A 21,073-nucleotide genomic window follows, 5' to 3' on the forward strand; every position below is an offset into this window, starting at 1 on the left:
ACCGGGGCTAACCAACGGCGACGTCGATACTAACCGCTCGGACGCTCCTGGGCCGAATCGGTTGCCTCCGGTGCGTCGTCCGCGCCCTGAAGATCGGCGACCACCGCGGTGATTTCGCTGGTAGTGGGCCCGGGCTGGGGCACGAATGCGGTACGCCGGTAATACTGCAGCTCCCGGATGGATTCGTGAATGTCGGCCAGTGCCCGGTGCGCCAGCCCTTTGGGCGGTTGTCCGAAGTAGATACGCGGATACCAGCGCCGGCACAGTTCCTTGATGGAGCTGACATCGATCATCCGGTAGTGCAGAAATGCGTCCAGCGCCGGCATGTCGCGGGCGATGAACGAGCGGTCGGTGGCGATCGAGTTCCCGGCCAGGGGCGCCGTCTTGGGTTGCTTCACATGTTCACCGATGTAGTCGAGCACCATCGCCTCGGCGGTGGCCATGTCGACCGTGGATGCCCGCACCTCTTCGGTCAGCCCGGAGCGCGAGTGCATGTCGGCGACCACGTCGACCATCGAGGACAACGCGGCGTCGTCGGCGTGGATCACTACGTCCACGCCGTCTCCCAGGATGTTTAGGTCGGCATCGGTGACCAGTGCGGCGATCTCGATCAACTTGTCCGACCCAAGATCCAGTCCGGTCATTTCACAGTCGATCCATACCAATTCCTCACGCACAGCGCTCAGACTAAGGCCCACGCCCGGCTCGCACCCCGCCTGCCCCCGGCAAAGTAGTGTGATGCTTTCCCCAACTGCACGCCGGAACCACTGGGAAAAGGGGGCGCGGCAACGATGAGTACCGATGGGCCCGACGGGCAGGTGGGGCCGGCGCAGCGGATCGCAGCCGGCTACGACGTGGACGGTCAAGCGCTTCAGCCGGGCAGCGTCGTGATCGATGGCTAGGCGGACCCAGCTGCACAGATTCGCATTCCGCTGGCCACTGTCAACCGGCACGGTCTGGTAGCTGGGGCCACCGGTACCGGAAAAACCAAGACGCTGCAGCTGATCGCCGAGCAACTCAGCGCGGCTGGGGTGTCCGTGCTGATGGCCGACGTGAAGGGAGACCTGTCCGGCCTGTCTCGAGCCGGGCAGACCGATGACAAGCTGGCGGCGCGGGCCGAAGAGACCGGGGATGCGTGGACGCCCACCGCATTTCCGGTGGAGTTTCTGTCGCTGGGTGCCGGCGGGGTGGGCGTTCCGGTGCGCGCCACCATTTCCAGCTTCGGCCCGATCCTGCTGGCAAAGGTGTTGGGACTTAACGCCACCCAGGAATCGACGCTTGGACTGATCTTTCACTGGGCCGATCAGCGGGAACTTCCGCTGCTGGACCTCAAAGACCTGCGTGCGGTCATCACGCATCTGATTAGTGATGAGGGCAAGGCCGAGCTGAAATCTCTTGGCGCGGTATCTCCTACGACGGCCGGCGTCATTCTTCGGGCGTTGGTCAACCTGGAGGCCGAAGGCGCCGACAGCTTCTTCGGCGAGCCGGAACTCAGACCCGATGACCTGCTTCGTGTCGACGGCCAGGGCCGGGGCATCATCTCCCTGCTCGAGCTGGGGAGTCAGTCGCTGCGCCCGGTGTTGTTCTCCACCTTCCTGATGTGGGTGCTGGCCGACCTGTTCACCTATCTGCCCGAGGTGGGGGATCTGGACAAGCCGAAGCTGGTGTTCTTCTTCGACGAGGCGCACTTGCTGTTCAGCGATGCCTCCAAAGCTTTCCTGGAGCAGGTCGAGCAAACCGTCAAGCTGATTCGCTCCAAGGGCGTAGGGGTGTTCTTTTGCACCCAATTGCCGACCGACCTGCCCAAGGATGTGCTGTCCCAGCTCGGCGCCCGGATTCAGCACGCGTTGCGGGCATTCACCCCCGACGATCACAAGGCACTGACCAAGACCGTACGCACCTACCCGAAAACCGATGTCTATGACCTGGAGTCCGCGCTGACCTCGCTGGGAATCGGCGAGGCCGTCGTCACGGTGCTCTCCGAAAAGGGGGTGCCGACGCCGGTGGCGTGGACCCGGATGCGCGCGCCGCGGTCGCTGATGGGTGCTATCGGCTCCGAGGCGATCCGCGCTGTGGCCCAGGCCAGCCCACTGCAGGCCGTCTACGGCCAGACCATCGACCGGGAATCGGCCCACGAGATGTTGAGCGCCAAGTACGCGCCGGCGACCGAGGCGGCGGAGCCACCCGCGACGGCGCCTCAGCCCCCACGAGGAAAATACGACCCGCTGCCCTGGCCGCAGGACTTCGACTTACCGCCGATGCCGACGCCCGTCGAGCCGCAGGGACCTCCGTTGTGGGAAGAAGTGCTCAAGAATCCCACCGTGAAGAGCGCGATCAACACCGCCGCACGAGAGTTCACCCGCAGCATCTTCGGTACCGGGCGGCGTCGGCGCAAGTAACGCCTAGCCGCCCCCGAGCTTTTTGTAGAAGCCGCCCACGATGGGTGCCACGATGGCCCGGGGAGCGTACTGACTGGCCACCGACATGGCCTTCGAGGTCAGGCCGGGAACGACGCGCATCTTGTTGCGGGCCAAGGCGTCCAATGAAACCTGGGCGGTGTGTTCGGTGGAGATCCACAAGAAATCGGGTACCAGCCGTTCGACCAGCGAGGCTTCGCTGGCGTCGGGCAGGTCGGTGCGTACCGGCCCCGGGGCAAGCAAGGTGACGTGCACTCCGGAGCCGCGCAGCTCACCGCGCAGCGATTCGCTGAAGGTGTTTGCGAAGGCTTTGGTGGCGGCATAGGTCGCGTTGTAGGGGATCGGCGAGTTGCCGGCCGCCGAACCGGAAATCAAGATCCCGCCGGCCCTGCGCTCGATCATGCCCGGCAGCACCGCCAAGGTGAGGTCGTGCACGGCGACGGCATTGAGCTGCACCTGCGCCTTTTCGCCCGCCGGGTCCAGCGATGCGACCGGACCGAACGTCGCGGTGCCGGCGTTGGCGCACAGGATCGAGATGGGTCGCGCGGCGAGTTCGTCGGTCAGCTTGGTGCGTTCCTGTGGGTCGGCGAGATCTGCCGGCCGGACTTCGACGGTGACGCGGTACTTGTCGGTCAGCCGGGCGGCGAGCTCGTTCAGCAGCGATTCGCGGCGCGCGGTGACGATCAGGTTGTGCCCCCGCGCGGCCAACTCGGTGGCCAGCGCTTCGCCGATGTTTTGCGAAGCTCCGGTGACAACGGCACGTGCGTCGGGACTGGGCGCAGGTATCGGCATGAGCCAATCGTAGACAGTGGCCTTTTCACAACGACCACAAGCGCAGCGGAGCCGACGCAGCAGGTCGCGGCCAATCGCGAGATAGAGTGCCGGGCATGACCAACCCGGCCACCGGAACGTTTGTGCGATCCCGGGTGGTGGCATGGGCGCTGTGGGACTGCGGGTCGACCGGTTTGAACGCGATCGTGACGACCTTTGTGTTTTCCGTCTACCTGACCAGCATGGTGGGAGAGGGGATGCCGGGAGGCAGTGACCCGGCCAGTTGGCTGGGTCGAGCCGCGGCCGCCGCTGGCCTGACCATCGCGTTGCTGGCTCCGCTGGTCGGCGTATGGGTGGAATCCCCGCACCGCCGCCGGGTGGCCCTGGGCGTACTGACCAGCGTCACGGTGGCGCTGACCTGCGCGATGTTTTTGATCCATGACAGTCCCGGATACCTGTGGGCCGGGTTGGCATTGCTGGCCGCGACCGCGGCATGCAGTGACCTGGCGAGCGTTCCGTACAACTCGATGCTGCGTCAGCTCTCCCCGCCGACGACCGCCAGCCGGATCTCGGGTTTCGGCTGGGCATCGGGATACGTCGGCAGCGTTGTGTTGCTGATATTGATCTATCTGGGCTTCGTGGCGGGCAGCGGCGCTCACCGCGGCTTGCTGCAGTTGCCGGCGCATGACGGCTTCAACATCCGGGTCGCGATGCTGCTCGCGGCGGCTTGGTTAGCCGTGCTGGCCTCGCCGCTGCTGCTGGTAGCCCACCGACTCCCCGATGTCGGCACGGTGCCGCAGCCGGCGACGAGAATGCTCGGTGCCTACCGAAAGCTGTGGGCCGACATCAGTTCGGAATGGCGTCGCGACCGCAATCTGGTCTACTTTCTGATCGCCAGCGCGATCTTCCGGGACGGCCTGGCGGCGATGTTCGCCTTCGGGGCGGTACTGGGCGTCAACGTCTACGGGCTGACTCAAGCCGATGTACTGCTGTTTGGTGTGGCCGCAAGCGTGGTGGCCGCGGTCGGGGCGGTGGTCGGTGGGTTTGTTGACCATCGGGTCGGATCCAAGCCGGTCATCGTCGCATCCCTGGCCTCGATCTTGATCAGTGCGATCGTTCTGATGGTGCTGTCGGGAGCGACGGCTTTTTGGGTGTGCGGGCTGCTGCTGTGTCTGTTCATCGGACCGTCGCAGTCGTCGGCGCGCGCTCTGTTGCTGCGCATGGCACCGCACGGCAAGGAGGGGGTGGCCTTCGGCTTGTACACGATGACAGGCCGCGCCGTGGCGTTCCTCGGGCCGTGGCTGTTTTCAATCTTTGTCGACATCTTCAGCGCGGTCCGAGCCGGACTGGGCGGCATCTGTCTGGTGCTGGCGGTGGGACTGGTGGGAATGCTGGTGGTGCGTGTTCCGCGGCACGGCGGTGTCGTCGTGACCGAGACGACCTAGCCCGAGGCGTCGCAGATGGTCAAGCCGACCCCGGTGCGCTGGCGGACCTGAACACCGCTCACCGTCACCGAGCAGGTCACGTTGTGGCCGATGTTGACGATGGTGACGCTCGCCGGATGGTTCGCCGACCGCGACAGGCTCACCTCTTTGCTCCAGGGCAGCGCGACATTGAATTCGGTCTGTATGACGTCCCCGGTGTCCATGTAGGTGACGCTGATCGCGCGGCCTTCGCCGGTGACGGTGTACACGACGGTCTGCATCGCACCGGCGGTAGGCGTCGTGGTCGGTGTCGCCGAACCGCTGGTCGTTGTGGGCGCCGGGCTGCTGCTGGGCGTGGGTGAGGTTCGCGTCGTGGGGGGCGCGATTGTCGAGCTTGGCCCAGCGATCGGTGGCAGCGGCTCGAGGGCGGTCTGGTTCTTGACTGAGATGTTCGCGATCACCAGCGCGATGACCAAACCGATGACCAGGACCACCGCCGCGCCAGCCGCGATCCACAGCCAGCGCGGTGTCTTCGGGCCTTCCGGCGGTGGCGGTCCGTCGCGCAGCACCTCGCCCGGCTGACCCGGGTTCTGTTGCCAATACTGTGGCGGCAATTGCTGAGTGGGGTTGGCCTCGTCGTAAGAACCCGGAGCCCATTGCGGAACGTGACCGCCGTATGTCGGCGCATAGGGCGCCTGGTCGGCGTAGGCCGGATCGGCGGGCGGCGTGTTTACCGGACCCTGCGGCCAGCCTGGCCCGGGCCCCGGTTGCGGGGGGCCATACCGCAGGGGTCGACGCGGATCGTTCATCCCCACCTCATGGATTGAAGGGTACCCAAGATTTACGTGGCCGTGATGCCAGACCGGTTTTGTACCCGGTTGCCCCGGTCCGCCCCGCTCGCCATGTCCGCGAGCGCGCGCTGCGGCATTGTCTCCCTAGCTCACCACGACTCCGCCAAGAGCTTAGGTGCCGATGCCGAGCGCGCGCTCAGCGCGGCCCGTGATGTGAAGGCGATTGTGGCTGCGCGGCGCGGCCGGCGTTAGGCTCCCACGTCGACCGTTAGCGCGGCGACGGTCATCGCCCGCATCACGGCGCGGGAATGGGGTGCACACGCCGACTTGGTATCGGCTGATTTCATGCTGTGTGGCGTGGAATTGAGCAAGCCGAACGCGGCATGCGCCATCAGCCGGGCGTCGGCTTCGGCCAGGCCGGGATCCAGTTGGCGCAGCACGCCCACCCAGATCTCCACGTACTGCCGCTGGGCTTTGCGCACCTGGCGTTCGGCCGCCGCGGGCAGGTGCCCGAGGTCGCGGTCCTGGATCCGGATGAGGTCCGGTTCGCCCAAGGCGAAGTCGAGATGGAAATCGATCAAACCGTCCAGAGCGGCGGCAGCGTCATTGCTGTTGGTGGTCACCTGACGGGCACCGGCGAGAAGCCGGGAGCTGATTCCGACTAGCAACTCGACCAGTAGTGACTCTTTGTTGGGGAAGTGCCGGTAGATCGCAGGACCGCTGATGCCGGCCGCGGCGCCGATGTCTTCGAGTCGTACGGCCAGAAAGCCGCGCTCGGCGAACAGTCGCTCGGCCGCCGATAACAGCTGCAAACGCCGATCGGACTTTTGCTGGCTGCGACGATTCGGGGTCGCGGTCTGCTCATCCGGGGCGGACGCTGCCATGACGGCCTCCGTCCAACTCGTCCTGGACACTTCGGTTAATCGTCACTAACGTAACACGAGTTAGTAGATATTAACTCCGCGTGATGCAAATAGACGGAGGGGCCGTGGCAACCACCGCTGCCGCAGACCAAAATCAGCTCTCCTATGACCGTGGTCCCATCGCGCCCGCCCTACTCGAGATGACCATCGGCGCAAATCTCGCCGCTACCGCGTCCCAGTGTGAAAGCCGCGACGCCCTCGTCGATGTCCGTTCGGGCCGTCGGTGGAGCTACGCCCAGCTTCTAACCGACGTGCGCCAATTGGCGACGGGCTTGGTGAGGGCGGGGATCGGCCGTGGCGATCGGGTCGGGATCTGGGCGCCAAACCGCTGGGAGTGGGTGCTGGTCCAATACGCGACCGCTGAAATCGGAGCCATCCTGGTCACGATCAATCCTGCCTACCAGGCGCGCGAGTTGGAGTATGCATTGCGCCAATCCGGCGTCGCGATGGTGATCGCCGCTTCGGGTTTCAAGGGGTCGGACTACGCGGCGATCCTCGCGGAGGTAGCGCCGGGGTGTCCCGAACTGCACGATGTCGTGTTCTTAGACGGCGATGGCTGGGCGAAGCTGGCCGGATCCGGTGCCGATTTGGTTGCGCTGCAGGAGATTGCCACCACACTCAGCGCCGACGATCCCATCAACATCCAATACACCTCTGGCACAACGGGCTTTCCCAAAGGTGTCACGCTGAGCCATCGAAATATCCTCAACAACGGCTATTTGGTGGGTGAACTGATCGAATACACCGCCGAGGATCGCATCTGTATCCCGGTGCCGTTCTACCACTGCTTTGGCATGGTGATGGGCAATCTGGCGGCTACCAGCCACGGCGCCTGCATGGTGATTCCGGCACCTGGGTTCGACCCGGCCGCGACTTTGCGGGCCGTGCAGGACGAACGGTGCACCAGCCTGTACGGCGTCCCGACGATGTTCATCGCCGAGCTCGGACTGGCGGACTTCGCGACTTATGACCTGAGCAGCCTGCGTACCGGCATCATGGCGGGCTCGACCTGCCCGGTCGAGGTGATGCGCAAAGTGATCGACCAGATGCACATGGCCGGGATCTCCATCTGTTACGGCATGACCGAGACATCGCCGGTGGCGACCCAGACTCGCAGCAACGATTCCCTTCAGCGACGCGTCACGACGGTGGGGCGGGTGGGTCCCAGGGCTCCGGCGTTCCCTGGGGTGGGTCCGCACCTGGAGATCAAGGTGGTCGACCCGGCGACCGGTCGGGTCGTGCCCCGCGGCACCGCCGGTGAGTTCTGTACCCGGGGCTACTCGGTGATGCCTGGGTACTGGAAGGCTCCGGAGCGGACCGCGGAGGTGATCGACCCCGAGGGCTGGATGCACACCGGCGATCTGGCGCTGATGGACGAATGCGGATACGTGCAGATCACGGGCCGGATCAAGGACATCGTGGTGCGAGGCGGGGAGAACATTTCGCCGCGTGAGATCGAGGAATTCCTCCACTCTCATTCCGATATCGTCGACGCCCACGTTGTCGGGGTGCCCGACGAGCGGATGGGCGAGGAGCTGATGGCGGTGGTTAACCTGCGTGCCGGGGCGCCAGAGTTGACCACCGGCCTATTGCGCGAATACTGCGCCGGCCAAATCGCCAAATTCAAGATCCCGCGATATTTGCGGCTCGTCGACGAGTTCCCGATGACTGTGACCGGCAAGGTTCGCAAAGTTGAAATGCGCCAACAGGCGATCGAGTACCTCCGTGGGCAGCACTGAGCGTGCGGGTACGCGCTCTCTTTACGTGCTGGGCGGGGCAGTGGTATTGTCAAGCTTCGGTTAATCAAGATTAACTGAAAAAATCTCAGCCCGAGCCGATAGCGAGGAGACTCTGCGGCAATGGACAAGGTAGTGGCCACCGTCGCGGAGGCGGTGGCAGACATAACCGATGGGGCGTCGCTGGCGGTCGGGGGATTCGGCCTGTGCGGCATTCCGGAAGCGTTGATCGCGGCGCTGGTAGATAGTGGTGTCACTGACCTCGAGACGGTGTCGAACAATTGCGGTGTCGACGGCGTCGGGCTGGGCGTGTTATTGCAGCACAAGAGAATTCGCCGAACCGTTTCCTCCTATGTGGGGGAGAACAAGGAGTTCGCGCGTCAGTTCCTTTCCGGCGAACTCGAGGTGGAACTGACCCCGCAGGGCACGTTGGCGGAGCGGTTGCGCGCCGGTGGTATGGGCATCCCAGGTTTCTACACACCGGCCGGTGTTGGTACCCAGATAGCCGACGGCGGCCTGCCCTGGCGCTACGACGCCTCGGGCGCGGTCGCGGTGGTGTCGCCTCCCAAGGAGACTCGTGAATTCGATGGCGCTACTTACGTTCTCGAGCGCGGGATCCGCACCGACTTCGCGCTGGTTCATGCGTGGAAGGGGGACCGGCACGGCAATCTTCTGTATCGCTACTCTGCGGCGAACTTCAACCCCGAGTGCGCTCCGGCGGGCCGGATCACGATTGCTGAGGTCGAGCATCTTGTCGAGCCCGGCGAGATCGACCCGGCCACAGTCCACACCCCGGGCGTGTTCGTGCAGCGGGTGGTGCATGTGCCCAATCCCATCAAGCGGATCGAGAAAGAGACGGTGCGGCCGTGAACCCGCTGGCGACGATGCAGAGCGAAGCGATGAGGAGGAGCGGCGCCAGATGAGCTGGAGCAGAGACGGCATGGCCGCACGGGTGGCCACCGAATTCGAGGACGGGCAGTACATCAACCTCGGTATCGGAATGCCCACGCTAATCCCCAACCACATTCCCGAGGGCGTCACCGTTGTCCTGCACTCGGAGAACGGAATCCTGGGTGTCGGCCCCTATCCCATTCGCGAGGAACTCGACGCCGATCTGATCAATGCGGGCAAAGAGACGGTGACCACGCTGCCCGGTGCGGCGTTCTTCGGCTCGTCCACCTCGTTCGGAATCATCCGGGGCGGCCACTTGGACGTCGCGGTGCTTGGGGCCATGCAGGTTTCGGTCAGTGGCGATCTGGCCAACTGGATGATCCCGGGCAAGATGGTCAAAGGAATGGGCGGCGCGATGGACTTGGTGCACGGCGCGCGCAAGGTGATCGTGATGATGGAGCACGCCGCCAAGGACGGCAGCCCGAAGATCCTGGAGAGATGTACGTTGCCGCGGACCGGGGTGGGTTGCGTCAACCGGATCGTGACCGAACTCGCGGTCATCGACGTTTGCCACGACGGCCTGCACCTGATCGAGACCGCACCGGATGTCTCGGCGGAGGAAGTCGTCGCGAAAACCCAACCGCCCCTTGTCCTCGATGATCTGGTCGCCCGGTGACAACCATCGCCGCGCCATCATTTGCCGACGAGCATCGCCGGCTGGTCGCCGAATTGAACACCAAGCTTGCGGCTGCGGCCCTGGGGGGCAATGAACGTGCCCGCGAACGCCATGTCGGTCGCGGCAAGCTGTTGCCGCGCGAGCGGGTGTACCGCTTGCTGGACCCGGGCAGCCCTTTTCTGGAGTTGGCCGCGCTGGCGGCGAACGGCATGTACGGCGACGAATCTCCGGGCGCGGGGATCATTACCGGGATCGGCCGGGTCTCCGGGCGGGAGTGCGTCATCGTCGCCAACGACGCGACGGTCAAGGGCGGCACCTACTACCCGATGACGGTGAAAAAGCACCTGCGTGCTCAGGAAGTCGCACTGCAGAACCTGCTGCCGTGCATCTACCTGGTCGACTCCGGCGGGGCATTCCTGCCCCACCAGGATGAGGTCTTCCCGGACCGCGAACACTTCGGACGGATCTTATACAACCAGGCGACCATGAGCGCCAAGGGGATTCCGCAAGTGGCCGCGGTACTTGGTTCGTGCACGGCCGGCGGCGCCTACGTGCCGGCGATGAGCGACGAAGCCGTCATTGTCCGCGAGCAGGGCACGATCTTTCTGGGCGGCCCACCTCTGGTCAAGGCGGCCACCGGCGAGATCGTCACGGCCGAGGAACTCGGCGGCGGCGACCTGCACTCGCGGGTATCCGGTGTCACCGATCATCTGGCCGACGATGACGATGACGAAGACGCGCTGCGGATCGTGCGTGCGATCGCGGCCACCTTCGGCCCACTGGAACCCGCGCAATGGGAGATCGGCCCATCCGTTGAACCCAAGCACGCTCAGACCGAGCTCTATGACGTCGTGCCCCCGGATCCGCGGGTGCCCTACGACGTGCACGACGTCATCGTGCGGCTGATCGACGGCGGCGAATTCAGCGAGTTCAAAGCCAATTACGGCAAGTCGCTGGTGACGGGGTTCGCGCGCATCCACGGACATCCGGTCGGCATCATTGCCAACAATGGCGTCCTGTTCAGCGAATCTGCGGTCAAGGGAGCGCACTTCATCGAGCTGTGCGACAAACGCAAGACCCCCCCCTGCTGTTCCTGCAGAATATCGCGGGCTTCATGGTCGGCCGTGACTATGAAGCGGGGGGCATCGCCAAACACGGCGCAAAGATGGTCACCGCCGTGGCCTGCGCCCGGGTGCCGAAGCTGACCGTGGTGATCGGCGGATCCTATGGGGCGGGTAACTATTCGATGTGTGGGCGGGCGTACTCGCCGCGCTTCATGTGGATGTGGCCGAACGCGCGGATTTCGGTGATGGGCGGTGAGCAGGCCGCCTCGGTGCTGGCCACCGTGCGTGGCGAGCAACTTTCCGCGTCCGGCAAGCCTTGGTCGTCCGACGAGGAAGATCAGTTCAAGGCGCCCATCCGGGAACAGTACGAGAACCAGGGCAATCCTTATTATTCGACCGCACGCCTGTGGGATGACGGCATCATCGACCCGGCCGACACGAGAACCGTTGTCGGACTTGCTCTGTCGGTGTGTGCTCACGCACCCGTGGAATCGGTCTCCTACGGCGTCTTCCGGATGTGACTCATGTTTGACACCGTCTTAGTGGCCAACCGCGGCGAGATCGCGGTGCGAGTGATCCGCACCTTGCGGCGGCTGGGGATCCGCTCGGTTGCCGTGTACAGCGACGCCGACGCCCGGGCCCGGCACGTGATCGAGGCCGACACCGCGGTGCGGCTGGGTCCCGCCGCGGCGCGGGAGAGTTACCTCGACATCGGCAAGGTGATCGATGCGGCGGTACGCACCGGGGCCCAGGCGATCCACCCGGGCTACGGGTTTCTTTCCGAGAACGCCGAATTCGCCGCGGCTTGTGATCGCGCCGGGGTGGTCTTCCTGGGGCCACCCGCGGGCGCGATCGAGGTGATGGGCGACAAGATCGCCGCCAAGAACGCGGTCAGCGCCTTCGACGTTCCGGTGGTGCCGGGCATCGCGCGACCCGGACTGGCCGACGATGACCTGATCGCCGCAGCCGACGAGGTCGGATACCCGGTGCTGGTCAAGCCCTCGGCCGGTGGCGGTGGCAAGGGCATGCGCATGGTGGAGGAGCCGGCGCGGCTGCGTGAGGCGCTGGTCAGCGCGCGGCGGGAAGCGGCATCCGCGTTCGGTGACGACACCCTGTTTCTGGAGCGGTTCGTGTTGCGTCCCAGGCACATCGAGGTGCAGGTGCTTGCCGACACGCACGGCAACGTGGTGCACCTCGGCGAGCGCGAGTGCAGCCTGCAACGGCGCCACCAGAAAGTCATCGAGGAGGCGCCGTCGCCACTGCTGGACGCCCCAACCCGGGCGCGGATCGGAGCCGCGGCGTGTAACACCGCCCGCAGCGTCGACTACGTCGGAGCCGGCACCGTGGAATTCATCGTGTCGGGCGATCGCCCGGATGAGTTCTTCTTCATGGAGATGAACACCCGACTGCAGGTGGAACATCCGGTCACCGAGGCGGTGACCGGGCTAGACCTGGTCGAGTGGCAGCTGCGGGTGGCCGCCGGTGAAAAGCTCGGGTTTGCCCAAGACGACATCGACCTAAATGGGCACGCGATCGAGGCACGGGTGTACGCGGAGGACCCCGCACGGGGATTCCTGCCCACCGGTGGCCGGGTGCTGTAGGTGGCCGAACCGAGCGGCACAGGTATCCGGGTGGACTCGTCGCTGCTGGCCGACACCGTGGTGGGCAGCGACTACGACCCGATGCTCTCCAAGGTGATAGCGCACGGAGCCAACCGTGAGCAGGCGTTGGAGCGGCTCGACCGGGCGCTGGCCCACACCGCGATCCTGGGTGTGCAGACCAATGTTGAGTTCCTGCGTTTTCTGCTGGCTGACGAGCGGGTGCGGGCGGGAGACCTCGACACCGCGTTGCTGGACGAACGCCTGGCCGATTTCGTGCCGTTGGCGGCACCCGATGATGTGTTCGCCGCTGCCGGCCTGTATGTCCAACAAGCGCTATCGCGCCGCGCCGCCGGCAGTCTGTGGGCCGCGCCCAGTGGGTGGCGTGTCGGTGGGGTAACGGCACCGGTGCGCACCGCGATGCAGACCCCGTTGCGGACCGAGACGGTATCGGTGTTCGGTCTGCCGGAGGGGGCCCACGTCCAGGTCGGCGATGGCGAGATGCTTTTAGCGAGTGTGCAGCTCGCGCCCGGTGTGATGAGCGTGACGGTGGATGGCCTGCGTCGCGACTACTGATGGGCGGAGGCGGAGCGGCACCTGTGGATCGCCGACGTACGCGGGACCTGGCACATTCGCGAGGCCGAGGAGCACAAGATCCACCGTGCGGCGGGGGAGCGCCCCGCCGAAGTCGTCAGCCCGATGCCCGGCAATGTGATCGCGGTGCAGGCCGAGTCCGGCACCGCGGTGTCCGAGGGCGACGTGGTGGTGATCATCGAGGCAATGAAGATGGAACACCCACTGGTCGCGCCGATTTCAGGCCGAGTGGAGGTGCTTGTGGCCGTCGGCGATCAGGTCAAGGTCGAGCAGGTGTTGGCTCGGTTGATCCCCGACACCGAACAAGCCCAGAGCAAGGATTCAGCCGAGAGCAAGGATTGAAAGATCATGACGACAGCGATCTCCGCAGGAACATTACCCAAGGAATATCAGGATCTGCGCGACACGGTGGCCGACTTCGCGCGGTCGGTGGTTGCGCCGGTATCGGCCAAACACGATGAGGAACATAGCTTTCCCTACGAAGTCGTGGCCAAGATGGGCGAGATGGGGTTGTTCGGCCTGCCGTTCCCCGAAGAATACGGGGGAATGGGCGGGGACTACTTCGCGCTAGCCCTGGCGCTCGAGGAGCTCGGCAAGGTTGACCAGTCGGTGGCGATCACCCTGGAAGCGGGTGTGGGTCTGGGCGCCATGCCGATCTACCGGTTCGGCAACGAGGAACAGAAGAGCAAGTGGTTGCCGGATCTGCTGGCCGGGCGTGCGCTGGCCGGTTTCGGGCTCACCGAACCTGGCGCGGGCTCGGACGCCGGCAGCACCCGCACCACCGCACGCCTCGACGGCGGCGAATGGGTCGTCAACGGCAGTAAGCAGTTCATCACCAACTCAGGCACCGACATCACCTCATTGGTCACCATCACCGCCGTCACGGGGAGCATCGCCGATGGCAAGAAGGAGATCTCGACGATCATCGTGCCCAGCGGCACGCCGGGACTCATCGTGGAACCGGTCTACAACAAGGTCGGCTGGAACGCGTCGGACACCCACCCGCTGAGCTTCGATGACGCGCGCGTGCCGGAAGAGAATCTGCTTGGAATCCGTGGCAAGGGCTACGCGAATTTCCTATCCATCCTCGACGAGGGCCGAATCGCGATCGCCGCGTTGGCGACAGGTGTCGCTCAGGGCTGTGTCGACGAAAGCGTCAAGTATGCCAAGGAGCGTCAGTCCTTCGGTCAGCCGATCGGTTCCTATCAGGCGATCAGCTTCAAGATCGCGCGCATGGAAGCACGGGCACACGTGGCCCGCACCGCGTACTACGAGGCTGCCGCAAAGATGTTGGCGGGCAAGCCCTTCAAGAAGGAGGCGGCGATCGCCAAGATGATCTCCTCGGAGGCTGCGATGGACAATGCCCGCGACGCGACCCAGGTCCACGGCGGCTACGGCTTCATGAACGAGTACCCGGTGGCCCGTCACTATCGCGACAGCAAGATCCTTGAGATCGGCGAGGGCACCACCGAGGTGCAGTTGATGCTCATCGCCCGTTCACTGGGCCTGTCGTGAGCGAACGGGAGCCCGCCGGCAAGTCGGTGGTGCAGCGCGGCTTGTGGTTTGAAGAGTTCGAGATCGGTACGACATATCTGCACCGGCCCGGCCGTACGGTCACCGAGGCGGACAACGTCTTGTTCACCACGCTGACGATGAACACCCAGTCGCTGCATCTGGACGCGGCCTGGGCCGCCGAGCAGCCGGGTTTCCGGGGTGAGCGGCTGGTGAACTCGATGTTCACTCTGTCAACGCTGGTGGGGTTGTCGGTCGCCCAGCTGACGCTGGGCACCATTGTGGCCAATCTCGGCTTCTCTGAGGTGTCTTTCCCCAAGCCGGTCTTTCATGGCGACACCCTGTACGCCGAGACGGTCTGTGCCGGCAAGCGTGAGTCGAAAAGCCGTCCCGGAGAAGGCATCGTCACCCTCGAACACACCGGCCGCAACCAGCACGGCGATGTCGTTGCTCGGGCGGTGCGGACCACGCTCGTGCAGAAGAGGCCCAGTGAGGAGGCGAAATGAAGCTGCGTACCGCTGGTCCGGCCTGGTTGTTCTGCCCGGCGGACCGCCCGGAACGCTTCGCGAAGGCAGCAGCCGCCGCCGACGTGGTGATCCTCGACCTCGAGGACGGTGTGGCCGAAGCGCAGAAACCTGCCGCGCGCCAGGCGCTGCTGGACACCCCGCTGGATCCGGAGCGAACCATCGTGCGCATCAACGCGGGCGATACCGATGAACAAGCCCGCGACTTGGCGGCCTTGGCGGGTACTGCCTATACGACGGTGATGCTGCCCAAGGCGGAGTCGGTCGCACAGTTGGCGCTACTTGCGCCCCGCGACGTCATTGCGCTGGTGGAGACCGCGCGCGGTGCGCTTTTCGCCGCGGAGATCGCGGCCGCCGACAACACCGTTGGCATGATGTGGGGCGCCGAGGATCTGATCGCAACCCTGGGCGGCAGCTCCAGCCGGCGCGGCGATGGCACCTATCGCGATGTGGCGCGTCACGTGCGCTCGACGATTCTGCTCGCGGCGTCAGCGTTTGGCCGGCTGGCGCTGGACGCGGTGCATCTGGACATCGGCGATGTCGACGGTCTGCACGCCGAGGCGATCGATGCGGCAACGTTGGGTTTCGACGTTACGGTGTGCATCCACCCCAGCCAGGTCGAGGTGGTGCGCAAGGCGTATCGCCCCGACGAAGAGAAGCTGGCCTGGGCGCGGCGCGTGCTCGTCGTAGCACGCACCGAGCGGGGCGTGTTCGCGTTCGAAGGGCAGATGGTCGACTCCCCGGTGCTCAGGCACGCGGAAATGCTGCTGCGGCGGGCCGGGGAATCCGTCCCCGCGTGACGGTTGCTGATTTCACCCCAATCGCGTTCGACGGTGCGGCGGCCCGCCCAGTGATACTCGGCGATCGCCGCTGGGGCGACACGGCTGCGCGGATCTCGCAATCGCCGCGGCGTCTTCGTGTTCGAGGGCATAATGGATGGCGCGTCGGTGTCGCGGCGAGCAGAGCCTATCGGGGCTCTGGCGATGTGCTCTGGGCTCGCGGCGGTTCCCGCTCGGGTTTTGCTGTGGGTGCCGCGCCGCTGACGCTGGCAAAGGATGCAACGCGGTTGGTCGGTGATCGACGATCGGCAGGACGGCATCGTCTGACGGCGTGACCTTGGCTTCGAGCTGAGGAGGCGGCATGGCAGATCGACCTCGGATCCCGATGACTGTCGGCCTGGAGCCGGTTCAGCTGGTCAACGCCGATGGCGAGCCCACCGACGAACACCGCTACAGCCGTGATCTTCCCGAAGAGACGCTGTGCTGGCTCTACGAGATGATGGTGGTCACCCGGGAGCTCGACGCCGAGTTCATCAATCTGAAGCGGCAGGGGGAATTGGCGCTGTTCGCGTCCTGCCGTGGTCAAGAGGCCGCGCAGGTCGGCGCGACAGCGTGTCTGCGCAAGACGGACTGGTTGTTCCCGCAATATCGCGAATTGGGCGCCTATCTGGTGCGCGGCATTCCGCCGGGGCACGTCGGAGCGGCGTGGCGCGGAACCTGGCATGGCGGGCTGGAGTTCACCAAGAAATGCTGTGCCCCGATCTCGGTTCCGATAGGTACCCAGGCCCTACACGCCGTCGGCGCGGCAATGGCCGCACAGCGCTTGGCCGAGGACTCGGTGACGGTCGCGTTTTTGGGCGACGGCGCCACCAGTGAGGGAGACGTACACGAGGCGCTGAACTTCGCGGCCGTGTTCGATGCCGGGTGCGTGTTCTACGTGCAGAACAACCAGTGGGCGATCTCAGTTCCGGTGTCCAAGCAGACGGCCGCACCCTCGATTGCGCACAAGGCAATTGGATATGGGATGCCAGGCATTCGAGTGGACGGCAATGACGTGTTGGCCTGCTATGCCGTGACGGCCGAGGCCGCTGCCCGGGCCAGACGCGGCGACGGGCCAACCCTGATCGAGGCGGTGACCTACCGAGTCGGCGCTCACACGACGGCCGATGATCCGGGCCGATATCGAAGCCAGGAGGAGGTGGATCACTGGCTGGCGCTGGATCCGATCTCGCGTTACCGCTCCTACTTGCAGGGCCAGGGGCTGTGGTCGCAGCGTCTGGAAGAACGCGTTGCCGCACGGTCCGGTCGGCTGCGCGCCGAACTGCGTGAAGCGGTATTCGGCGCGTCCGACTTCGACGTCGACGACGTGTTCACCACCGTATTCGCCGAGATCACCCCCGGGCTGCAAACTCAACGCCAACAGCTGCGGGCCGAACTGGACCGGATCGACTGAGGAGCCGTTCATGACACAGATCGCCGATCCGCCAGCCCGTCCCGGCCCGGCTCCGGCCGCGCCGGTGGTGGGCACCATGCAGTCATTGACCATGGTGCAAGCGCTCAACCAGGCCTTGCATGACGCGATGGCGGCTGACGATCGCGTGCTGGTCTTCGGCGAGGATGTTGGGATTGCGGGCGGCGTCTTCCGGGTGACTGAGGGATTGGCCGAAACCTTTGGTGAGCACAGATGCTTTGACACCCCGTTAGCCGAGTCGGCTTTGATCGGCATCGCGGTGGGGCTGGCGCTGCGCGGCTTCGTGCCGGTGCCCGAGATCCAGTTCGACGGCTTTTCCTACCCGGCATTCGATCAAGTGGTCAGTCACCTGGCCAAGTACCGGACCCGCACCCGCGGCGAGGTCAATATGGCGGTAACCGTTCGGATCCCGTCGTTCGGCGGCATCGGCGCCGCGGAACATCATTCGGACTCCACCGAGTCCTACTGGGCGCACACGGCGGGCTTGAAGGTGGTGGTTCCCTCAACCCCCGGCGATGCCTACTGGCTGTTGCGCCACGCCATCGCCTGCCCAGATCCCGTCATGTATCTGGAGCCCAAGCGCCGGTACCAGGTTCGCGGACCCGTCGACACCAGCCGGCCGGAACCTGCGATCGGTCAAGCGATGATTTGCCGGGCCGGGGCCGACGTGACCGTCATCACCTGCGGAAACCTGGTCTCGACCGCGCTGTCGGCCGCTGAAGACGCTGCACACCAACAGGGTTGGAGTCTAGAAGTCATCGACCTCAGGTCGCTGATCCCCTTGGACTTCGAAACCATCGCCGCCTCGATCCGCCGGACCGGACGGTGTGTGGTGCTGCACGAGGGGCCGCGCAGCCTGGGCTACGGCGCCGGGCTGGCCGCCCGGATACAGGAGGAGTTGTTCTACGAACTGGAGGCTCCGGTATTGCGCGCCTGCGGATTTGACACTCCGTATCCGCCGGCACGATTGGAGCGGCTGTGGCTGCCCGGGCCCGACCGGCTGCTGGATTGTGTCGAACGGGTGCTGGGGCAGCCATGAGCACCGGCGACCGGCTGAAGTGCTTCCAGGTGCCCGACCTTGGTGAGGGCCTCGAGGAAGTCACCGTGACGTGCTGGGCCGTCGCGGTTGGTGATGATGTCGAACTCAATCAGGTGTTGTGTTCGGTGGAGACCGCCAAGGCCGAAGTCGAGATCCCGAGCCCCTACGCCGGTCGCATCGTTGAACTCGGTGGCGCCGAAGGCGATGTCATCAAAGTGGGCGCAGCACTTGTGCGCATCGACACGGCACCGGAGTTGTCGGCCCCGACCAACGGTGAGATCGCGGTCCCGACGCTGGTGGGCTACGGCGCCGACGCGGCCATCGACACCAGCAGGCGCCCAGGCCGGCCGCGCGCGGCCCCGCCGGTGCGCAAGCTGGCCAAGGAACTCATGGTTGACCTCGCTTCGCTGCAGCGGGGTAGCACGGTGATCACCCGGGCCGATGTACTGGCCGCCGCGAAGGGCGCCGGAGCGTCAGCGCGGGTTCGGGAAGTCCGTGGTGTGCAGGCACACATGGCGGAGAAAATGAGCCTGTCCCGCCAAGAAATCCCGGCTTCGAAAGCTAGCGTCGAGGTTGACTGCACCGAACTGCTCAGGCTCAGCGAACAGTTCCGGGCGGCGGTGCCGCCGGCGACGCCGTTCGCGTTGGCGCTGCGAATGTTGGTTATCGCTCTGAAGAACAACGAGCTACTCAACTCGACATGGGTCGATTCGCCAGGAGGGCCGCAGGTTCATCTGCACCCGGGAGTGCACTTGGGTTTCGGTGTAGCTACCGAGCGCGGACTGTTGGTGCCGGTGATCGCCGATGCCCATCGCATGACCACGCGTGAATTGGTTTGCCGCGCGGCAGAGCTGATCACCGGTGCGCGCGAAGGCACCCTTGCACCCGGGCAGCTGCGCGGATCGACGTTCACCGTGTCGAACTACGGGGCGCTGGGCGTCGATGACGGAGTGCCGGTGATCAACCATCCCGAAGCCGCCATCCTGGGCATGGGGTCAATCAAGCCGCGGCCGGTGGTCCGCGGTGACGAGGTTGTTGTGCGGCCGACGATGTCATTGACCTGCGTGTTCGACCACCGCGTCGCCGATGGCGCCCAAGTCGCCCGGTTCATCTGTGAATTGCGCGGTCTGATCGAGGCGCCGGAGACCGCGCTGTTGGACCTGTAGGGCCAATCCACCCGGGCGGCGGCCGGTGATTTTCTTCTCACTTCTGTCCTCCGGTGCCCTGTTGATCGCACTGGCGGCAGCCGGAGCCTAGTACCGGCGCGAAACCGCACGCCAACATCGTTGCGACACCCGCCCAGCCCCATGGCCTGGGCTTTTGGCTTGCCGATTCACGAGCCCGTAACGTGGGTTCCTGACAAAGCCATGTAGTGGTATCGCGCCGTCGCGGATTGCTCGTGTCCAGCATGGCTTGAGGAGCGCATTGTCGCGCTTCGCATCAGCACACAATGGCAGTCTTCGGGCCGAAAGGACTCCTGTTTCATGGCCAAACATCTAGCGCCGCGTTTCGATGACGTACAGGCGCATTACGACCTATCCGACGATTTCTTCCGGCTGTTTCTGGATCCCACCCTGACCTACAGCTGCGCCTACTTCGAGCGCGATGACATGACGCTGGAAGAGGCGCAGATCGCCAAGATCGACCTGGCGCTGGGCAAGCTGGGCTTGGAGCCCGGCATGACACTGCTCGATATCGGCTGCGGCTGGGGCGCCACCATGCGCCGCGCGATCGAGAAATACGACGTCAACGTCGTCGGCCTGACCCTGTCCAAGAACCAGGCCGCCCACGTGCAGAAATCGTTCGACCAGCTGGACACCGCACGCACCCGGCGGGTGCTGCTGGAGGGCTGGGAGCAGTTCGATGAGCCCGTCGACCGCATCGTCTCGATCGGCGCGTTCGAGCACTTCGGTCACGACCGTTACGACGACTTCTTCACCCTGGCCCACAACATCCTGCCCAGCGACGGGGTGATGCTGCTGCACACGATCACGGGGCTGACGATGTCGCAGATGGTCGAGAACGGTCTGCCGCTCACCCTGTGGCTGGCCCGCTTCCTCAAGTTCATCCAAACCGAGATCTTCCCCGGCGGCCATCCGCCCACCATCGAGATGGTGGAGGAGCAGTCGGTCAAGCCCGGTTTCACCCTGACTCGGCGCCACTCGTTGCAGCTGCATTATGCGAAAACCCTCGACCTGTGGGCTGAGGCCTTGGAAGTTCGTAAGGACGAGGCCATCAAGATTCAGTCCGACGAGGTCTATGAGCGCTATCTGAGGTACCTCACCGGCTGCTCCAAGCTGTTCCAGGAGGGCTACATCGACGTCAACCAGTTCACCTTGCAGAAAGCAAGGTGAACTGGCTGGTCGTCGCGATCAGTTTGCGGGTGGGGGAGCATCCGCGGGCGGCGGAGCATCCGCGGGTGGAATAGCTCCGTCGCAGCCACCGGGGGGCGGCGGGCCGGGGAGTGGTTCGTCGCCACCGACGCAGTCGTAGTAGAACTGCGGGCCGGTCATGTAGGTCCTCATCCACTGGTGCCAGAACGACCCGTCCGGGTATTTCTCGCCGTCACACACGGCCAATTCGCCCCAACCCCATCGACCGCCAGGGCAGTAGCCCTTGGTCATGTCCGGCTGGTGCGGGTCGGGCGGACCGGCGGTGGCGACCGCGGTAGAAAACATCAACGCCGCGACACCACCCAATATCGCAGCGCCAAGGCGACTGAGCTTGAGCATCATTTTGCCTCCATTGGAAATATTTAATGAATACAGCCGATTCCACGCAATGATCAGAACTTGCGGTGAACCTCGACCTGTGGGGCGGGCTTTGGAAGCCCGAATAGACCTCAAATGGACCTCAAATGGAC

At 65.1% G+C, this 21,073-nt stretch carries 16 protein-coding genes and 3 pseudogenes; 14 read left to right on the plus strand and 5 right to left on the minus strand.

Translation table 11 applies throughout. The features are described from left to right. Positions 1-29: 29 nt before the first annotated feature. Positions 30-677, minus strand: coding sequence for an oligoribonuclease (orn, locus tag MMSP_RS11030; RefSeq protein WP_012395458.1), 648 nt, complete (start codon positions 675-677; stop codon positions 30-32). 114 nt (positions 678-791) lie between these two features. Here orn and MMSP_RS11035 point away from each other — a divergent pair. Next, a pseudogene (locus MMSP_RS11035) lies at positions 792-2,399 on the plus strand (helicase HerA-like domain-containing protein). A 3-nt stretch (positions 2,400-2,402) separates the two neighbouring features. Here MMSP_RS11035 and cmrA read toward each other — a convergent pair. Further along, positions 2,403-3,209: a mycolate reductase gene (gene cmrA / locus MMSP_RS11040; protein WP_012395456.1), complete on the minus strand. Its 807-nt coding sequence runs from the start codon at positions 3,207-3,209 to the stop codon at positions 2,403-2,405. A gap of 95 nt (positions 3,210-3,304) precedes the next feature. Between cmrA and MMSP_RS11045 the strand changes: the two genes are divergently transcribed. After that, a complete protein-coding gene (locus tag MMSP_RS11045) occupies positions 3,305-4,633 on the plus strand; it encodes an MFS transporter (RefSeq protein WP_015356593.1) in 1,329 nt (442 codons plus the stop codon). Here the strand turns inward: MMSP_RS11045 and MMSP_RS11050 are convergent. Together MMSP_RS11050 and MMSP_RS11055 are read right to left on the minus strand one after the other, a co-directional pair. After that, a complete protein-coding gene (locus MMSP_RS11050) occupies positions 4,630-5,421 on the minus strand; it encodes an MmpS family transport accessory protein (protein ID WP_012395454.1) in 792 nt (263 codons plus the stop codon). The two genes, MMSP_RS11045 and MMSP_RS11050, sit on opposite strands and share 4 nt — an antisense overlap. 230 nt (positions 5,422-5,651) lie before the next feature. Next, positions 5,652-6,287: a TetR/AcrR family transcriptional regulator gene (locus MMSP_RS11055; protein ID WP_012395453.1), complete on the minus strand. Its 636-nt coding sequence runs from the start codon at positions 6,285-6,287 to the stop codon at positions 5,652-5,654. An 83-nt stretch (positions 6,288-6,370) separates the two neighbouring features. On the opposite strand from MMSP_RS11055, the gene MMSP_RS11060 reads away from it, so the two are divergent. From MMSP_RS11060 to mmaA2, 12 genes and pseudogenes are all read left to right on the plus strand, one after another. Further along, positions 6,371-8,065, plus strand: coding sequence for an AMP-binding protein (locus tag MMSP_RS11060; RefSeq protein WP_152522443.1), 1,695 nt, complete (start codon positions 6,371-6,373; stop codon positions 8,063-8,065). 120 nt (positions 8,066-8,185) lie between these two features. After that, positions 8,186-8,932: a CoA transferase subunit A gene (locus MMSP_RS11065; RefSeq protein WP_012395451.1), complete on the plus strand. Its 747-nt coding sequence runs from the start codon at positions 8,186-8,188 to the stop codon at positions 8,930-8,932. Between the two features lie 49 nt (positions 8,933-8,981). Then, a complete protein-coding gene (locus MMSP_RS11070; protein ID WP_020786678.1) occupies positions 8,982-9,629 on the plus strand; it encodes a CoA transferase subunit B in 648 nt (215 codons plus the stop codon). Beyond that, positions 9,626-11,214, plus strand: a pseudogene (locus tag MMSP_RS11075) (carboxyl transferase domain-containing protein). The gene MMSP_RS11070 and the pseudogene MMSP_RS11075 overlap by 4 nt, the downstream one beginning before the upstream one ends. A 3-nt stretch (positions 11,215-11,217) precedes the next feature. Further along, positions 11,218-13,227 (plus strand): annotated as a pseudogene (locus MMSP_RS11080) (biotin carboxylase N-terminal domain-containing protein). A 6-nt stretch (positions 13,228-13,233) separates the two neighbouring features. Then, on the plus strand, positions 13,234-14,400 hold the full coding sequence (locus MMSP_RS11085; RefSeq protein ID WP_020786684.1) for an acyl-CoA dehydrogenase family protein: 1,167 nt from the start codon (positions 13,234-13,236) through the stop codon (positions 14,398-14,400). Beyond that, complete coding sequence (locus tag MMSP_RS11090; protein ID WP_011741488.1) at positions 14,397-14,903, plus strand: MaoC family dehydratase; 507 nt, start codon at positions 14,397-14,399, stop codon at positions 14,901-14,903. The genes MMSP_RS11085 and MMSP_RS11090 overlap by 4 nt, the downstream gene beginning before the upstream one ends. Beyond that, positions 14,900-15,721, plus strand: a complete 822-nt coding sequence (locus MMSP_RS11095; RefSeq protein WP_020786685.1) for a CoA ester lyase — start codon at positions 14,900-14,902, stop codon at positions 15,719-15,721. Before MMSP_RS11090 ends, MMSP_RS11095 begins: the two co-directional genes overlap by 4 nt. A gap of 340 nt (positions 15,722-16,061) precedes the next feature. Further along, positions 16,062-17,153, plus strand: coding sequence for a pyruvate dehydrogenase (acetyl-transferring) E1 component subunit alpha (gene pdhA / locus MMSP_RS11100; RefSeq protein ID WP_020786686.1), 1,092 nt, complete (start codon positions 16,062-16,064; stop codon positions 17,151-17,153). A 10-nt stretch (positions 17,154-17,163) separates the two neighbouring features. After that, complete coding sequence (gene bkdB / locus MMSP_RS11105; RefSeq protein ID WP_020786687.1) at positions 17,164-18,210, plus strand: 3-methyl-2-oxobutanoate dehydrogenase subunit beta; 1,047 nt, start codon at positions 17,164-17,166, stop codon at positions 18,208-18,210. Continuing rightward, positions 18,207-19,376, plus strand: coding sequence for a dihydrolipoamide acetyltransferase family protein (locus tag MMSP_RS11110; protein WP_020786688.1), 1,170 nt, complete (start codon positions 18,207-18,209; stop codon positions 19,374-19,376). The genes bkdB and MMSP_RS11110 overlap by 4 nt, the downstream gene beginning before the upstream one ends. Before the next feature lie 318 nt (positions 19,377-19,694). Then, positions 19,695-20,564: a cyclopropane mycolic acid synthase MmaA2 gene (gene mmaA2 / locus MMSP_RS11115; protein WP_020786689.1), complete on the plus strand. Its 870-nt coding sequence runs from the start codon at positions 19,695-19,697 to the stop codon at positions 20,562-20,564. An 18-nt stretch (positions 20,565-20,582) separates the two neighbouring features. On the opposite strand, the gene MMSP_RS11120 is transcribed toward mmaA2, so the two are convergent. After that, the gene (locus tag MMSP_RS11120; protein WP_012395441.1) at positions 20,583-20,945 is read right to left on the minus strand and encodes a hypothetical protein; all 363 of its coding nucleotides are present in this window, start codon (positions 20,943-20,945) and stop codon (positions 20,583-20,585) included. Positions 20,946-21,073 lie beyond the last annotated feature (128 nt).

Source organism: Mycobacterium sp. 012931, from assembly GCF_000419295.1.
Classification (GTDB): Bacteria; Actinomycetota; Actinomycetes; order Mycobacteriales; family Mycobacteriaceae; genus Mycobacterium; species Mycobacterium marinum.

What these genes read in the sequence shown, in the direction of transcription:
- cmrA (WP_012395456.1), bottom strand. Translation starts at nt 3,209, where the DNA reads ATGCCGATACCTGCGCCCAGTCCCGACGCACGTGCCGTTGTCACCGGA.
- MMSP_RS11045 (WP_015356593.1), top strand. Translation starts at nt 3,305, where the DNA reads ATGACCAACCCGGCCACCGGAACGTTTGTGCGATCCCGGGTGGTGGCA.
- MMSP_RS11050 (WP_012395454.1), bottom strand. Translation starts at nt 5,421, where the DNA reads ATGAACGATCCGCGTCGACCCCTGCGGTATGGCCCCCCGCAACCGGGG.
- MMSP_RS11055 (WP_012395453.1), bottom strand. Translation starts at nt 6,287, where the DNA reads ATGGCAGCGTCCGCCCCGGATGAGCAGACCGCGACCCCGAATCGTCGC.
- MMSP_RS11060 (WP_152522443.1), top strand. Translation starts at nt 6,371, where the DNA reads ATGCAAATAGACGGAGGGGCCGTGGCAACCACCGCTGCCGCAGACCAA.
- MMSP_RS11065 (WP_012395451.1), top strand. Translation starts at nt 8,186, where the DNA reads ATGGACAAGGTAGTGGCCACCGTCGCGGAGGCGGTGGCAGACATAACC.
- MMSP_RS11070 (WP_020786678.1), top strand. Translation starts at nt 8,982, where the DNA reads ATGAGCTGGAGCAGAGACGGCATGGCCGCACGGGTGGCCACCGAATTC.
- MMSP_RS11085 (WP_020786684.1), top strand. Translation starts at nt 13,234, where the DNA reads ATGACGACAGCGATCTCCGCAGGAACATTACCCAAGGAATATCAGGAT.
- MMSP_RS11095 (WP_020786685.1), top strand. Translation starts at nt 14,900, where the DNA reads ATGAAGCTGCGTACCGCTGGTCCGGCCTGGTTGTTCTGCCCGGCGGAC.
- pdhA (WP_020786686.1), top strand. Translation starts at nt 16,062, where the DNA reads ATGGCAGATCGACCTCGGATCCCGATGACTGTCGGCCTGGAGCCGGTT.
- bkdB (WP_020786687.1), top strand. Translation starts at nt 17,164, where the DNA reads ATGACACAGATCGCCGATCCGCCAGCCCGTCCCGGCCCGGCTCCGGCC.
- MMSP_RS11110 (WP_020786688.1), top strand. Translation starts at nt 18,207, where the DNA reads ATGAGCACCGGCGACCGGCTGAAGTGCTTCCAGGTGCCCGACCTTGGT.
- mmaA2 (WP_020786689.1), top strand. Translation starts at nt 19,695, where the DNA reads ATGGCCAAACATCTAGCGCCGCGTTTCGATGACGTACAGGCGCATTAC.
- MMSP_RS11120 (WP_012395441.1), bottom strand. Translation starts at nt 20,945, where the DNA reads ATGATGCTCAAGCTCAGTCGCCTTGGCGCTGCGATATTGGGTGGTGTC.